This window comes from Herbaspirillum sp. RV1423 (assembly GCF_000577615.1).
Lineage (GTDB): Bacteria > Pseudomonadota > Gammaproteobacteria > Burkholderiales > Burkholderiaceae_D > Herbaspirillum.
The window spans coordinates 1-14007 of the sequence record NZ_CBXX010000008.1; the positions used below are offsets into that span (position 1 = coordinate 1).

A 14007-nucleotide genomic window follows, 5' to 3' on the forward strand; every position below is an offset into this window, starting at 1 on the left:
TAGCATGGCGAGCACTCCCTCTCGTAAAGGACACTCGCCATGCCCGATCTATTCAATCCCTCCCGCCTTGCAGCGCATCTCAAGACCCTCACCGGCCAGCAGCAATACCATGTGATCGTTCCCGGCACCGCCTCTGCGGCACTGTTGTCGGTCGTCTCCTTCGAAGCCGTCGAGAAGTTGGGCGAACCGTATCGCATCACCATCCAACTCACCCATCCGCAGGAATTACAGCGCGCCGACTATCTTGGCAAGGATGCCAGCTTCAAGATCACGCCGTCCGTCATCGATGCGCTCACCGGCTACGCCAACGATGCCCCCGAGGGCCGCACGTTCGCCGGTTGCATCACCCGGTTCAACAAACTCAAACAGACCGCCGACTTCCACAGCTACGAATTCGTCATCGAACCGCTGGTCGCGCGTCTGCGCCTGACCCACGCCAGCCGCGTGTTCCAACACAAGACCGCGCCGCAGATCATCGAAGCCATCCTGCGCAGACACGACTTCAACGGCAACCAGTTCCTCTTCAAGACCCGCAGAACCTATTCTTTGCATGCTTTTCGCCTGCAATACCAGATGAGCGACTGGGACTACATCCATCTGCTCATGCGGCAGGAAGGTCTCTATAGCTACTTCACCCCCGGCAAGTTCGGCGACATCATCGTCTTCGGCGACGACATCGACCATTACATTTATCTGCCTGAATTACGCGTTCCGTATCGCGAAACCGCCGGACTGGAGTCCGGTCAGGAAACGGTGTCTGCTCTGCAAACGCACACCCAAACGGTTCCCGCCTCCTATAGCGTGGCCGACTATCACCCCGACAACGCCTGGGAGCGTTTCAAGGAAGAAGCGAATATTGCCCGCAAGGACACCACCACCTACGGCCAGCCCTACGTCTACGGCAGCCACCATCTGGATCAGAAAGAGGCCAAATGGGAAGCACAACTGCGCCACGAAGCCGCCATCGCCCACCAAATCACCTACACCGGCCAGAGCAACATCCTCGAACTGCGCCCGGCCCGCATCCTGCGCATGGATCAGTCCCTGCCCGATGCACCGAATGGCCAGGTCATCGTCAGCGTCACCCACAGCGGCGCACGCGATGCTGCCTACAGGAACAGCTACACCGCCATCCCCAGCGACCGGCGCTTCCGCATCGCGCTCGACGAAGCCAACTGGCCGAAGATCGCCGGCACGCTGTCGGCAAGAGTCACCTCGCCGAACCAATATCCCCATGCCTACATCACCAAGCACGGTCATTACAAGGTGCGCTTCGATCTTGATTTCGACGAATGGGATCCGGGCCAGGAGAGCGTGCCGTTGCGCCTTGCCAAACCGTTTGCAGGGGCCAACGAAACCGGTTTCCACTTCCCCATCATCGACGGCACCGAAGCGGCGATTGCCTTCATGGACGGCAATCCCAACAAGCCCTACATCGCCCACCTGCACCACAACAGCCGCCAGCCCGACCACATCACCACCGAGAACCGCTGGCTGAGCCGCAACGTCATTCGCACGCAAAGCAACAACAAGCTGCGCATGGAAGACTGGAAGGGGCAGGAGCATATCAAGCTGGCGACGGAACGTGGCAAGAGTCAATTGAACCTGGGCCATCTGGTCGACAGCCAGCGTCAGGAGCGCGGACAAGGCTTTGAACTGAGGACCGACGGTCATGGCGCCATCCGGGGCGGCAAGGGATTGTTTGTCAGTACCGACATGCAAAGCAAGGCCCGCGGCCAGCAACTGGACATGCAAGCTGCGCAAACCTTGCTGCAACAACTGCAAGCCCACACACAAGGGCTCGCGCAAGCCGCCGCCGTCGCCAAGGCCGAAGTCGCCGCATTGCGCGAGCACAACGACTGGCTCACCGAGAGTGTGGCCGAACTCAAACAAGCCGTGCTGCTGCTGTCCTCGCCGGCAGGCATTGCCGCCGCCACGCCCAGCCATATCAACCTGAGCGCCGGGCAAGACATCATGCAGCACAGCGGCGACGACCACAGCATCAGCGCCGGCAAGCGCTTCTTGCTGGCCGCCAGCCAGGGTCTGTCCATGTTCGCCCACAAGATGGGCATCAAACTGTTTGCCGCCCAAGGCAAGGTACAGATACAGGCCCAAAGCGACAATCTGGAAATGGTCGGTCAACGGGATGTGCAGATCACCAGCGCCGCCGGCAAGACCGTGGTCAATGCCGCCAATGGCATCGTCCTGCACAGCGGCAGCGCTTACATCAAAATCCTCGGCGACAACGTCGAGATCGGCGGAGACGGCAAGCTCAATCTCAAGATTCGCAGCGTCGTCAAGGAAGAACCGGGCACGCTGTCGTACCCTTGCCCGTGTTCCAGCAAAAGGCCATCCCGCACACCGAACGTTACGTCCTCATGGACGGCCGTACCCTACGTCCCGCCGCCAACCACGACTACCGCATCCGGCTGGCCGACGGCCAGGTCGTCACCGGCACCACCGACGACCACGGCCGCACCAGCCTGACCAGGAACGACGTCGCGCGCGGCATCACCTTATTGACCAATCATCCGAAGGAGTCCTGACATGGCCGTCGTGAACTATCCCATCAAGCGCACTCCCCTCGACGGTGAAGAAAAGCCCGTCTATCAACATTCCGACGCCATGCATACGGTCGAGGGCGTCGAGGACGTCTTCGGCAACCTGACCTGGAAATCCTTCGAAACGCCCGAGGACTATCACGTCTACGCGCGTGTAGACCTGCCGATCAACCTGCCCGGCGTGGTGATCTTTGTGCATGGCGTGAACTCCGAAGGAGAATGGTATGACGCAGCGGAGCAGGCATTGTGCGATGGATTGAATGAGCGGCTGAATCGGGATGATCTCAAGCCGAATAAATACATATCCTATAGCCTGGAAAGTAAAAAGCCGATACGCCGTACCATTGCGCCAGGCAACGATGGCCGCTCTCCCGTCATCCGTTTCTACTGGGGTTACAGCGCCGGTAAGGGGCAAGAAAATAACTGGAGTATCCCGCTCAAGAATCCCGACCAGCAGGATCATGCCAGACATCCCGCAGCCGACGGCCCCTGGTACTGGGGCGGCGGCCCCTTCCAGAACGGCACCAACAACCTGCAACAGCTATGGAGCGGAGAAGGCTTTCGCCGTCACGTGCTGGGTGTCGACATGCAGCAGTTGAACACCGAAGCCGAGCGCGAATTGAACGACGCGCCGCCACGCGACTATTTTGCGCATGCCGCAGGACGGCTGGCGCGGCTGATCGACACCGTCCGCGAACAATCCCTAAACAGCCTCACCATCGTCGCCCACAGCCAGGGCACCATGCTCGCCATGGCCGCCACGCTGTTGTGCAAGAAGAGGCCGCCGGACGCCGTCATGCTCATGAATTCGCCCTACGCCCTGCACGACAAAGTCACCGATGCCCTGACCAGCGGCCATGACCGGCCCACCGACGGTGCGCGCCTGCGCACCTTGCAGGCGGTGGTGGACAAGCTGCGTCCCAACCAGCAACTCCTGAAGAGCAAGAAGCTGCTGGACAACATACGCATCGGCGCCACCAAGTGCGGCCAGATGCACTTCTGGCTGCCGGACATCGTGCATCCCTGCGGCACGCCCGAGCGCGACAACCACGGCCGTTTGTATGTCTACTTCAACCCGCACGACCGCGTCATGGGGGCCGAGCCCTTGCAAAGCATCGGCTGGCAGGGCATCGACGGCGGCACCCTGTTCGGCATGCAGGACGTGGTCAAGCAGCGCATGCTGGCGCGCGGCACGTCCTGCGGCGATGAACCGGCCCTGGTGCCGTTCGGCAAGCTGCCGCCGATTCTCGATCCCGAGCCGGGCGTCTCTCCGCACAATTTCTGGAACGGTAATCGCAATGTGTTGCTCGGCAAAAAACTCTGGACTGTGCCGCCAATGGAGCAGATGGCATCTATTAATGCCGAGAAGGTGCCGCAGCCGTTGACTGAAAAGGAGATGAGTCAGCCGAGGATTAAGGAAATTACAAAAATTATCAGTGGCAAAGAAATAAAAGACGAAGTTGAAGTTTATTTCGACGAAGCTCCTCATACCGAAAATCCATGGGGAGCGAAACGTGAAAGTGGAGACTATAAAGACCCTAGTTACTCTTACTTTTCTTCTATCTACACAGACAAGAAAATCGTCGATCACGACGATATCTATAGCGGGAAAATTCGTGAGGCCGAAAGTGACGAAGAAATGCAACGCCGTATTAAAAATTATCGCCCAATGCCAACTAATCACAGCACCATGCCTGAGCATGTTGAATTCATGAAACGTGTAGTCGCCTACGATTTGCCGGTTGGCTTCTGCGGCAGTTATACGCGGGAGAACTGGATCAAGTTGATTAAATTGGCGGACTGGGCCAGGTCCGACCTGTACTTCGAGACGGGGAAATTGGACGCGCCCCCCATGCCGCCCGAGATTGATCGCGAAGAAGTCAGTCACCAGATACGCCAAGCTGATGAGGAACGGATCAAGAGCAATAAAACGTATGGCGGGGCGTGATGAAGACAACGGAAAAAACAACTTCGAAGGACATAGCAATGAATGCAATCAAGACAAGTGCTGCAATAATGTTTGCCATCAGCGTAGCTGGATGTGCGGGCAATACTATTTCTGAACAAAATATTCAAACGGGCGCTATTCCACAATGGGATGTTCCCACGCAAGTCATTTATCGAATCGACGAGAATCGTTATATCTCAATGGAAAACTATGACCGGTGCTACGGTGATAGTTACTACGTTGATGAGACGGCTGGGATTCGCACCAGACTATGGCGCGGAAATTTGAGCAGATATCTCGGACGCCTGATCATTGCAGATCCGACAGGAATGAATATTGTCGTTCCCGATGCGCCGGCAGAATCTTGCGGAGATAGGGGGTGCAATGTTTATCTGTCATATTCCACTGATGGTGGACGTACCTTTAAGGATATGAAATACATGCAAAGTTCTTATCCAACAAAAGCCTCTGAAAACTACTCCATACTCGTCGCCAAGGATGGGTTTTATGTGGCTGAAAAGAGAAGCCAAACGACTGATTCTACGTACGTGATCAAATACCCTCTTGTACCAAATATTGACCTTGACAATCCTTACCCAGAAGGCGTCAAAGGGGAGGGTTTCGCTCTTTCAAAAAAATCTCTCCCACCATTACGAACCCCTTCCGGGCAAGACCGTTTCACCTGTGACGCCAGCATCCGCCCCAGCAATTTGCCCAAAGAAAAATGACTGCATTAAGGTTGCATACCGATCCGGCATGCAACCCTTACTGGGGCGGCGGCCCCTTCCAGAACGGCACCAACAACCTGCAACAGCTATGGAGCGGAGAAGGCTTTCGCCGTCACGTGCTGGGTGTCGACATGCAGCAGTTGAACACCGAAGCCGAGCGCGAATTGAACGACGCGCCGCCACGCGACTATTTTGCGCATGCCGCAGGACGGCTGGCGCGGCTGATCGACACCGTCCGTGAACAATCCCTAAACAGCCTCACCATCGTCGCCCACAGCCAGGGCACCATGCTCGCCATGGCCGCCACGCTGTTGTGCAAGAAGAGGCCGCCGGACGCCGTCATGCTCATGAATTCGCCCTACGCCCTGCACGACAAAGTCACCGATGCCTTGACCAGCGGCCATGACCGGCCCACCGACGGTGCGCGCCTGCGCACCTTGCAGGCGGTGGTGGACAAGCTGCGTCCCAACCAGCAACTCCTGAAGAGCAAGAAGCTGCTGGACAACATACGCATCGGCGCCACCAAGTGCGGCCAGATGCACTTCTGGCTGCCGGACATCGTGCATCCCTGCGGCACGCCCGAGCGCGACAACCACGGCCGTTTGTATGTCTACTTCAACCCGCACGACCGCGTCATGGGGGCCGAGCCCTTGCAAAGCATCGGCTGGCAGGGTATCGACGGCGGCACCCTGTTCGGCATGCAGGACGTGGTCAAGCAGCGCATGCTGGCGCGCGGCACGTCCTGCGGCGACGAGCCGGCCCTAGTGCCGTTCGGCAAGCTGCCGCCGATTCCCGATCCCGAGCCGGGCGTCTCCCCGCACAATTTCTGGAACGGCAATCGCAATGTGCTGCTCGGCAAAAAACTCTGGACTGTGCCGCCGATGGAGCAGATGGCATCTATTAATGCCGAGAAGGTGCCGCAGCCTTTGACCGAGGAGGAAATGAGTCAGCCGGTCGATACCGTTACGATCAATACACCTGATGGACCGAAAACAAGACCTGTCTACTTTGACCAAGCACTTGGAACAGCATACGGCTGGGGAGAAATTGATCCCAAAACGGGTAAATATCGAGAACCTGATTTCCCTCATTTTTCGTCTATCTACAAAGACAAGAAAATCGTCGATCACAACGACATCTATAGTCCGAGCGGAAAAGTCCGCGAACCTGAGAGTGACGAGGAAATGCAAAACCGGATCAAGGATTACCGGCCGCGCCCACCCAACCACAACACCATGCCTGAGCATGTTGAATTCATGAAACGTGTAGTCGCCTACGATTTACCAGTTGGCTTCTGCGGCAGTTATACGCGAGAGAACTGGATCAAGTTGATTAAGTTGGCGGACTGGGCCAGGTCCGACCTGTACTTCGAGACGGGGAAACTGGACGCGCTGCCGCCCCAGCCGCCCGAGATTGACCGTGAGACGGTTAGTGAGCAGATTCGCAAGGCCGATGAAGAGCGGATCAAGAGCAATAAAACGTACGGCGGTGCTTAATGAAAACAACAACTTTGAAAGAAAAGATGATGCATGTGATCAAGATCATGGGGGCAACGCTGTTCTCCGTCGGTGTAGCAGGGTGTGTTACAGAGCTACCCGAGCTCGCTCAAAGGAACTATCCACCGGCCAAGTTCGATGTGCCGCCACAGGTGCTATATAAAATCGATGACAACCGGTTTATCTCGCTTGAGAACTATCAACAGTGTTTTGGAGACACTTATTTCAACGATACGAAACAAGGAATACGCACAGAATTAGGACGCGGCACCATTGAACGCTATCGTGGTCGCCTCATCATTGATGACCCCACCGGAATGAACATTGTCATTCCTTCGGCACCACCTGCCCCTTGTGGAAGCCGAGGTTGCAATTCCTCCCTGATTTACTCCACTGACGGCGGTCGCACCTTCAAGGGCATGGTTTACATGAATAGCGGGATTCCCTCCAAAGCCTCTGAAAACTACTCCATTCTCGTCGCCAAGGATGGGTTTTATGTGGCTGAAAAGAGAAGCCAAACGACTGATTCTACGTACGTGATCAAATACCCTCTTGTACCAAATATTGACCTTGACAATCCTTACCCAGAAGGCGTTAAAGGAGAGGGTTTCGCTCTTTCAAAAAAATCTCTCCCACCATTACGAACCCCTTCCGGCCAAGACCGTTTCACCTGTGATGCCAGCATCCGCCCCAGCAATTTGCCCAAAGAAAAATAGCTGTATTGATGACCAGAGCGCAATCTCGACGAGTACAGCACCATGCCTGAGCACGTTGAATTCATGAAGCGCGTTGTCGCCTACGATTTGCCGGTTGGCTTCTGCGGCAGTTATACGCGAGAGAACTGGATCAAATTGATTAGTCTGGCGGATTGGACTAGGTCTGACATGTATTTCGAGACGGGGAAACTGGACGCGCTGCCGCCCCAGCCGCCCGAGATTGACCCTGAAACGGTTAGTGAGCAGATTCGCAAGCTGATGAAGAGCGGATCAAGCTACATAAGACTTATGGCGGAGTGTAATGTAGACAAGGACAAACATAACTGGGGTATGGTGGCATCGATCGTCATCGTGGAGGCTCATCATCGACGCCCACCGCAACGACGAATGGCTTCCTGCACAGTCTCAATACAGAAGTCTGTCGTCAGGGTGTTCGACAAGCGCCATAACAGAACCCGACTGCACCTTTGCGGTCTGCTTCGGGGGAGCATCAATCCACACAGCCGTGACCAGCCTCTTCTAATGCAGGGAACCCGTGACGATCAGCTCACGGATGATGCGGATGGTGTCGATGTCCGCCTCTTCATAGGCCGAGCGGCGGAACTGGTCGTAGAAGGCGCTTTCGCTGTCGACTTCTTCGGGCGCGCCGTCGTCGTATTCGAAACGTACGAACAAGGCTTCCTCTTCCGGTTCCTCGATGGTCATGCTCATGCTCGACGTCGGAATTTCGCCCTGCGCCGGCACTTGGTAATGCACGCGCAGCAGCGGCTGGTAAGTCACGATGTCGTGGATGCGCAATTCGCCATAGCGCAACATGCGCCTGACCGAATCGGCGGTCTTGTCGGACAGCCGGCATTCATCGAGATGCGGCATGAACAATTGCGGCGCTTCGGCGCGCATCACCAGGCCGCGCCATAATTGCTCGCGCGTCAGGTTGTCGATCAACGGATTGAGCGGATCGTTGATTTGGATCAGGTGGTTGAATTTCATGATGGCAGCCTGTTTCGGTATGCCGTTATTGTCCCACAGAAGCCCCGCCCGGGCAGGTCCGGCCTGCTACAATGGCGTGTTCTCCACCTCCCGACACGGCGACGATTGCATGTCTGCACCCGCATTTGGCCTGAACGCCCCGCAAAGCGAAGCTGTCCTGTACATGAATGGTCCCTGCCTGGTCCTGGCGGGCGCCGGCTCGGGCAAGACGCGCGTGATCACGCAGAAAATCGCCCACCTGATCGAAAACTGCGGCTACGAATCGCGCCACATCGCCGCGCTGACCTTCACCAACAAGGCCGCGCTGGAAATGCAGGAGCGCATCGCCAAGCTGCTCAAGGATCCCAAGCAGGCCAAGCACCTGACAGTCTCGACCTTCCACTCGCTGGGCGTCAAGATCCTGCGCCAGGAAGCCAAGCACCTGGGCCTGAAGGATCGCTTCTCGATCATGGACAGCGACGATTGCTTTTCGCTGGTGCAGGACCTGGCCGTGACCACCGACAAGCAACTGATCCGGCGCATCCAGACCGCCATGTCGCTGTGGAAGAACGGCCTGATCGATCCCGACCTCGCCCTGAAGAACGCCGTCGATGAAGAAGAGGCCCAGGCCGCGCGCATCTACCGCAGCTACGTCGCCACGCTCTCCGCTTACCAGGCGGTCGATTTCGACGACCTGATCCGCCTGCCGGTGGAGTTGTTCCGCCAGAACGAGGAGGTGCGCGACCGCTGGCAGCGCCGCCTGCGCTATCTGCTGGTGGACGAATACCAGGACACCAATACCTGCCAGTACGAACTGGTCAAACTGCTGGTCACCGGCATCGGCAAGAAGCCGATGTTCACCGCCGTGGGCGACGACGATCAGGCGATCTACGCGTGGCGCGGCGCCACCATCGAAAACCTGAAGACGCTGCAGATCGACTTCCCCAACCTGCATCTGATCAAGCTGGAACAGAATTACCGCTCCAGCACGCGCATCCTGCAGGCCGCCAATTCGGTCATTTCCAACAATCCCAAGCTGTTCGAAAAAGCACTGTGGTCGGAACACGGCCTGGGCGACCCGGTCAAGGTCATGGCGATGGACGATGACGAAGCCGAAGCCGATCAGGTGGCGATCATGCTGTCGGCGCACCGCTTCGAGCGGCACGCGAAATTTTCCGACTACGCCATCCTGTACCGCGGCAACCACCAGGCGCGCATCTTCGAAAAAGCGCTGCGACGCGAACGCATTCCTTACGTGATGTCAGGCGGCCAGAGTTACTTCGACCGCGCCGAAATCAAGGACATCATCAGCTACCTGCGCCTGATCGCCAACCAGGACGACGATCCGGCCTTCATCCGCGCCGTCACCACGCCGCGCCGCGGCATCGGCCAGGCCACGCTGGAAGTGCTCGGCACGGTGGCCGGTCAATGGCAATGTTCGCTGTTTGAGGCAGTTTACAAGGGTGGCCTCGAAGACAAGCTGGCCGACAAGCAATTGCTGCCGCTGCGCCAGTTCTGCGACTTCATCAACCAGATGGAATCGCGCGCCAGCCGGCCCGGTCCGTCCGGCAGCGGCGAGAACGCCGCGCAGGTGCTGGACGACCTGATGGAGGCGATCAATTACGAAGGTTACGTCTACGACGCCTTCGATGAGCGCCAGGCGCAAAGCAAATGGCAGAACGTGCAGGAATTCACCACCTGGCTCAAGGAGCGCGGCTGCGGCGGCAAGGACGGCGCAGGCGAAGAGAAGAACCTGCTGGAACTGACCCAGATGGTGGCATTGATGACCATGCTCGAAGGCAGGGACGAAGAGCCCGACGCCGTGCGCATGTCGACGCTGCACGCCTCCAAGGGACTGGAGTATCCCCACGTATTCCTGGTCGGCGTGGAAGAAGGCATCCTGCCGCACAAGGGCGACCCGGATGCCCCGGCCGAAACCATCGCCGCGCGCATCGAGGAAGAACGGCGCCTGATGTATGTCGGCATCACGCGCGCCCAGCGCAGCCTGCACATCACCTGGTGCAAACGCCGCAAACGCGCGCGTGAATACGTCGCCTGCGACATGTCGCGTTTCGTCAAGGAAATGAACCTGAACGTCGGCGACGCCGTGCCCAAGGAAGAAGAACAGATCACGCCGCAGAACCGGCTGGCGAACCTGAAAGCGCTGCTGCAGAAACCGCGTCCCGCCCCTGGCGGCGAGTGAGGACGCACCGGCCGGTATTTATTGCATATCGCCCAATTTTTTCGCATCAATCTCGCGCGATTCTCGGGACGATGCCCTATTTGCCTATTTGCCTATTTGCGCCGCCAATAGCGCTGAAAAGCGCCGTAAACGTTTACAATCCTCCCCTTCCCGCCCCCACGTCCTCGCGTTGCAGGCGAAACGGCTGCGGATGTCCCGCTATTTTCATTTTTACAAGGTTGGCCATGAACAAGTTCTTCAAGCAATTCGTCCCTGTGTTGGCGCTGGTTTCCGCGCTGTCCGCCTGCGGCAAGAAAGACGAGCCGGTCGCGCAAGTCCCGGCTGTGCCCGCCGCCAAGGTCTACCTGGTCGGCGTGGAGTCGGCCTATGCGCCGTTCTCCGCCGAGAATGAGCAAAAGGACGTGGTCGGTTTCGACATCGACATCATGAAGGCGCTGGCGCAAAAAATCGGCATCGAGGTCAAGTTCGTGCCGACGCCGTTTGAAGGCTTCTTCAACTTCCTGGCGCAAGGCGATCGCGACCTGCTGATCTCCGCCATCACCATCACCGACGAACGCAAGCAGACCGTCGACTTTTCCGAGCCGTACTTCGAAGCATCGCAACTGATCGCGGTGCCGGCCGGCGATGCCAAGGTGCAGAAGTTCGACGACCTGAAGAACCTCAAGGTCGGCGTGCAAAGCGCGACATCGGGCGACGAGATCGTGCAGCAGTTGCTGGGCAAGAACAATCCCAACATCAAGCGCCTCGATTCCACGCCGCTGGCGCTGAAGGAACTGGAAACCGGCGGCGTCGATGCCGTTGTGGCCGATGACGCGGTGGTCAAGAATTACATCACCAACAACCCCGCCAGCAAACTGCGCACCGTCGCCGACGCCGGCTTCCCGAAAGAGTATTACGGCATCGCCGTGCGCAAGGGCAACACCGAACTGCTCGGCAAGGTCAACAAGGGTATGGCCGACCTGAAGGCCGACGGCACCTTCGACAAGATCAGCGCACAGTACTTCGGCCCCAAGAAGTAAGGGCCTTTCCGCCGCTCCGGCCGCGCCATCCGGAGCAAGGCTGGGGGCGGCGCTGCGGTATAATGCGGACAAATGCGTAATCCGGCCGGATTGCGCATTTTTCATGTCCACCATACAACTTTCTCGCCATGGATTTCCGCTGGAGCATCATCGAGGGCTACGCGCCGCTGTTCATCAAAGGCTTCTTCATGACGCTGGAAGTCGCCGTGATCAGCATCATCGCCGGCACCGTGCTGGGACTGCTGCTGGGCATGCTGCGGCTGGCCGACGTCCGGCATGGCATGTGGAAATACGTGCTGCGTACGGCCAGGTGGATCGCCGGTTTCTACGTCGCCTTTTTTCGCGGCACGCCCTTGTTCGTGCAGATCCTGCTGATCCATTTCGCCGTGATGCCGGTGCTGATCCATCAGGACAACGGCCTGCTGATCTCGGGAGAATTGGCGCGCACCATCAAGCAGGATTACGGCGCGTTCGTCTCCGGCGTGGTGGCCTTGTCGCTCAACGCGGCGGCTTATATCTCCGAGATTTTCCGCGCCGGCATCCAGTCGATCGACCGCGGCCAGAGCTATGCGGCGTCCAGCCTGGGCATGGGCTATCGTCTGCGCATGCGCTACATCATCCTGCCGCAGGCCTTCCGCCGCATGCTGCCGCCGCTCGGCAATGAAGCGATCACGCTGCTCAAGGATTCCTCGCTGGTGTCGACCATCGGCCTGGCCGAACTGGCCTATGCCGCGCGCACCGTGGCCGGCAGCTATTCGCGCTACTGGGAGCCGTACATCACGATTTCAGTGGTGTATTTCAGCATGACGATTTGCCTGGCGACGCTGGTCGCCAGACTTGAAAAGAAATACAGTGCCCCATCCCGCCACTGACTCCCGCCGGATCGCCATTGTCGGCGGCGGTCCGGCCGGCCTGATGGCCGCCGAAGTACTGGCGCTGGCCGGCGTGCAGGTCGACCTCTACGATGCCATGCCATCGGTCGGACGCAAGTTCCTGCTGGCCGGCAAGGGCGGCATGAACATCACCCACTCCGAAAACATCGACGGTTTCCTGTCGCGCTACGGCGCGCGCCGTAATGAAATCGCCGCGCTGCTCAAGGCATTCACGCCCGATGATTTGCGCGCGTGGATACACGGTCTCGGTATCGACACCTTCGTCGGCAGCTCGGGGCGCGTCTTCCCGGCCGACATGAAAGCGGCGCCGCTGTTGCGCGCGTGGCTGCATCGCCTGCGCGAAGCCGGCGTACGCTTTCATATGCGGCATCGCTGGCAAGGCTGGGACGCCGACGGCAGGTTGCGCTTCGCCACACCCGAGGGCGAAGTCGCCGTGCCGTCGTCCGCGCTGATCCTGGCGCTGGGCGGCGGCAGTTGGGCGCGGCTCGGCTCCGACGGCGCCTGGATGCCCTTGCTGCAAGAACGCGGCGTCGCGCTCGCGCCGTTGCGGCCATCGAACTGCGGCTTCGATGTCGACTGGAGCGAACATTTCCGCAGTCGCGCCGCCGGCGAGCCGCTCAAGACGGTCGCCGCCAGCGTGACGCTGAGCGACGGCAGCATCTTGCGCCGCCAGGGAGAATGCGTCATTACCGACGCCGGCATCGAAGGCGGGTTGATCTATGCGCTGTCGGCGCCGTTGCGCGACGCCATCACGCCATCCGCGCCGGCGACGCTGCATCTGGACTTGTTGCCTGACTGGACGGCGGCGCGCCTGCTGAGCGAACTGCAACATCCGCGCGGTGCACGCTCCATGTCGAGCCACCTGCAAAGCCGCCTCAGGCTCAAAGGCGTCAAGGCGGCGCTGCTGCGCGAATGTACCGGTACAGAGGATTTCCACGACATGCACAAACTGGCGCAGGCGATCAAGCATTTGCCGGTCAGCCTGCGTGCCGCGCGCCCGATAGACGAAGCCATCAGCAGCGCCGGCGGTGTACTATTTGAAGCCATGCAAAACGACCTGATGCTGCGTCGATTGCCGGGCGTATTCTGCGCCGGGGAGATGCTCGATTGGGAAGCGCCGACCGGCGGCTATCTGCTGACCGCCTGCTTTGCCAGCGGCCGGACCGCCGCGCAAGGCGCATTACGCTGGCTGGGCGAACGCCCTGCCGGCAAGGAGAACACACCATGATCGACGAAGAACGTCTGGTCGACATCGAACTGAAGCTGACGCATCAGGAAGACACCGTCGATACACTCAACAAGATTGTCTACGAGCAGCAAAAGAAAATCGACCAGCTCGAAAAACTGCTGAGCGCGCTGGCGCGACAAGTCAAGGACACCGCTAACAGCATCAGCGAGCAGCGCACCATCGAGAACGAAAAGCCGCCTCACTATTGATATCGTGCGACCTGGTTTTCCATTGCATCGACAGACG

The 14007-nt window shown here is 58.8% G+C and carries 11 protein-coding genes; 10 read left to right on the forward strand and 1 reads right to left on the reverse strand.

The features are described 5' to 3' along the window. Positions 1-39 precede the first annotated feature (39 nt). The 5 genes from RV1423_RS10310 to RV1423_RS10330 are packed head-to-tail and all read left to right on the forward strand — an operon-like array spanning position 40 to position 7449. Positions 40-2487, forward strand: coding sequence for a type VI secretion system Vgr family protein (locus tag RV1423_RS10310; protein WP_081768777.1), 2448 nt, complete (start codon positions 40-42; stop codon positions 2485-2487). A gap of 60 nt (positions 2488-2547) precedes the next feature. Then, a complete protein-coding gene (locus tag RV1423_RS10315; RefSeq protein ID WP_051516618.1) occupies positions 2548-4509 on the forward strand; it encodes a hypothetical protein in 1962 nt (653 codons plus the stop codon). A gap of 38 nt (positions 4510-4547) precedes the next feature. After that, a complete protein-coding gene (locus RV1423_RS10320) occupies positions 4548-5237 on the forward strand; it encodes a hypothetical protein (RefSeq protein ID WP_155835075.1) in 690 nt (229 codons plus the stop codon). 11 nt (positions 5238-5248) lie between these two features. Beyond that, a complete protein-coding gene (locus RV1423_RS10325; protein WP_034296131.1) occupies positions 5249-6733 on the forward strand; it encodes a hypothetical protein in 1485 nt (494 codons plus the stop codon). After that, positions 6733-7449 (forward strand): hypothetical protein, encoded by a 717-nt coding sequence (locus tag RV1423_RS10330; RefSeq protein ID WP_034296133.1) that lies wholly within the window; start codon positions 6733-6735, stop codon positions 7447-7449. The genes RV1423_RS10325 and RV1423_RS10330 overlap by 1 nt, the downstream gene beginning before the upstream one ends. Positions 7450-7968: 519 nt before the next feature. Here the strand turns inward: RV1423_RS10330 and RV1423_RS10335 are convergent. After that, on the reverse strand, positions 7969-8439 hold the full coding sequence (locus RV1423_RS10335) for an SRPBCC family protein (protein WP_034296136.1): 471 nt from the start codon (positions 8437-8439) through the stop codon (positions 7969-7971). A gap of 109 nt (positions 8440-8548) precedes the next feature. Here RV1423_RS10335 and RV1423_RS10340 point away from each other — a divergent pair, with 109 nt between their 5' ends. The 5 genes from RV1423_RS10340 to RV1423_RS10360 all read left to right on the forward strand — a co-directional run bounded on the left by RV1423_RS10340 (position 8549) and on the right by RV1423_RS10360 (position 13970). Then, on the forward strand, positions 8549-10621 hold the full coding sequence (locus tag RV1423_RS10340) for a UvrD-helicase domain-containing protein (protein ID WP_034296137.1): 2073 nt from the start codon (positions 8549-8551) through the stop codon (positions 10619-10621). Between the two features lie 224 nt (positions 10622-10845). After that, a complete protein-coding gene (locus tag RV1423_RS10345; RefSeq protein ID WP_034296139.1) occupies positions 10846-11640 on the forward strand; it encodes a basic amino acid ABC transporter substrate-binding protein in 795 nt (264 codons plus the stop codon). A gap of 128 nt (positions 11641-11768) precedes the next feature. Continuing rightward, positions 11769-12512, forward strand: a complete 744-nt coding sequence (locus RV1423_RS10350) for an amino acid ABC transporter permease (protein WP_034296141.1) — start codon at positions 11769-11771, stop codon at positions 12510-12512. Beyond that, positions 12493-13761, forward strand: a complete 1269-nt coding sequence (locus tag RV1423_RS10355; protein WP_034296144.1) for a TIGR03862 family flavoprotein — start codon at positions 12493-12495, stop codon at positions 13759-13761. The genes RV1423_RS10350 and RV1423_RS10355 overlap by 20 nt, the downstream gene beginning before the upstream one ends. Further along, positions 13758-13970, forward strand: a complete 213-nt coding sequence (locus RV1423_RS10360; protein WP_034296147.1) for a SlyX family protein — start codon at positions 13758-13760, stop codon at positions 13968-13970. The genes RV1423_RS10355 and RV1423_RS10360 overlap by 4 nt, the downstream gene beginning before the upstream one ends. Positions 13971-14007: the final 37 nt, after the last annotated feature.

Bases quoted from the DNA above. Each gene is read 5' to 3' on its own strand.
- RV1423_RS10310 (WP_081768777.1), top strand. From the start codon at position 40: ATGCCCGATCTATTCAATCCCTCCCGCCTTGCAGCGCATCTCAAGACC.
- RV1423_RS10315 (WP_051516618.1), top strand. From the start codon at position 2,548: ATGGCCGTCGTGAACTATCCCATCAAGCGCACTCCCCTCGACGGTGAA.
- RV1423_RS10345 (WP_034296139.1), top strand. From the start codon at position 10,846: ATGAACAAGTTCTTCAAGCAATTCGTCCCTGTGTTGGCGCTGGTTTCC.
- RV1423_RS10350 (WP_034296141.1), top strand. From the start codon at position 11,769: ATGGATTTCCGCTGGAGCATCATCGAGGGCTACGCGCCGCTGTTCATC.
- RV1423_RS10335 (WP_034296136.1), bottom strand. From the start codon at position 8,439: ATGAAATTCAACCACCTGATCCAAATCAACGATCCGCTCAATCCGTTG.
- RV1423_RS10360 (WP_034296147.1), top strand. From the start codon at position 13,758: ATGATCGACGAAGAACGTCTGGTCGACATCGAACTGAAGCTGACGCAT.
- RV1423_RS10320 (WP_155835075.1), top strand. From the start codon at position 4,548: ATGAATGCAATCAAGACAAGTGCTGCAATAATGTTTGCCATCAGCGTA.
- RV1423_RS10330 (WP_034296133.1), top strand. From the start codon at position 6,733: ATGAAAACAACAACTTTGAAAGAAAAGATGATGCATGTGATCAAGATC.
- RV1423_RS10340 (WP_034296137.1), top strand. From the start codon at position 8,549: ATGTCTGCACCCGCATTTGGCCTGAACGCCCCGCAAAGCGAAGCTGTC.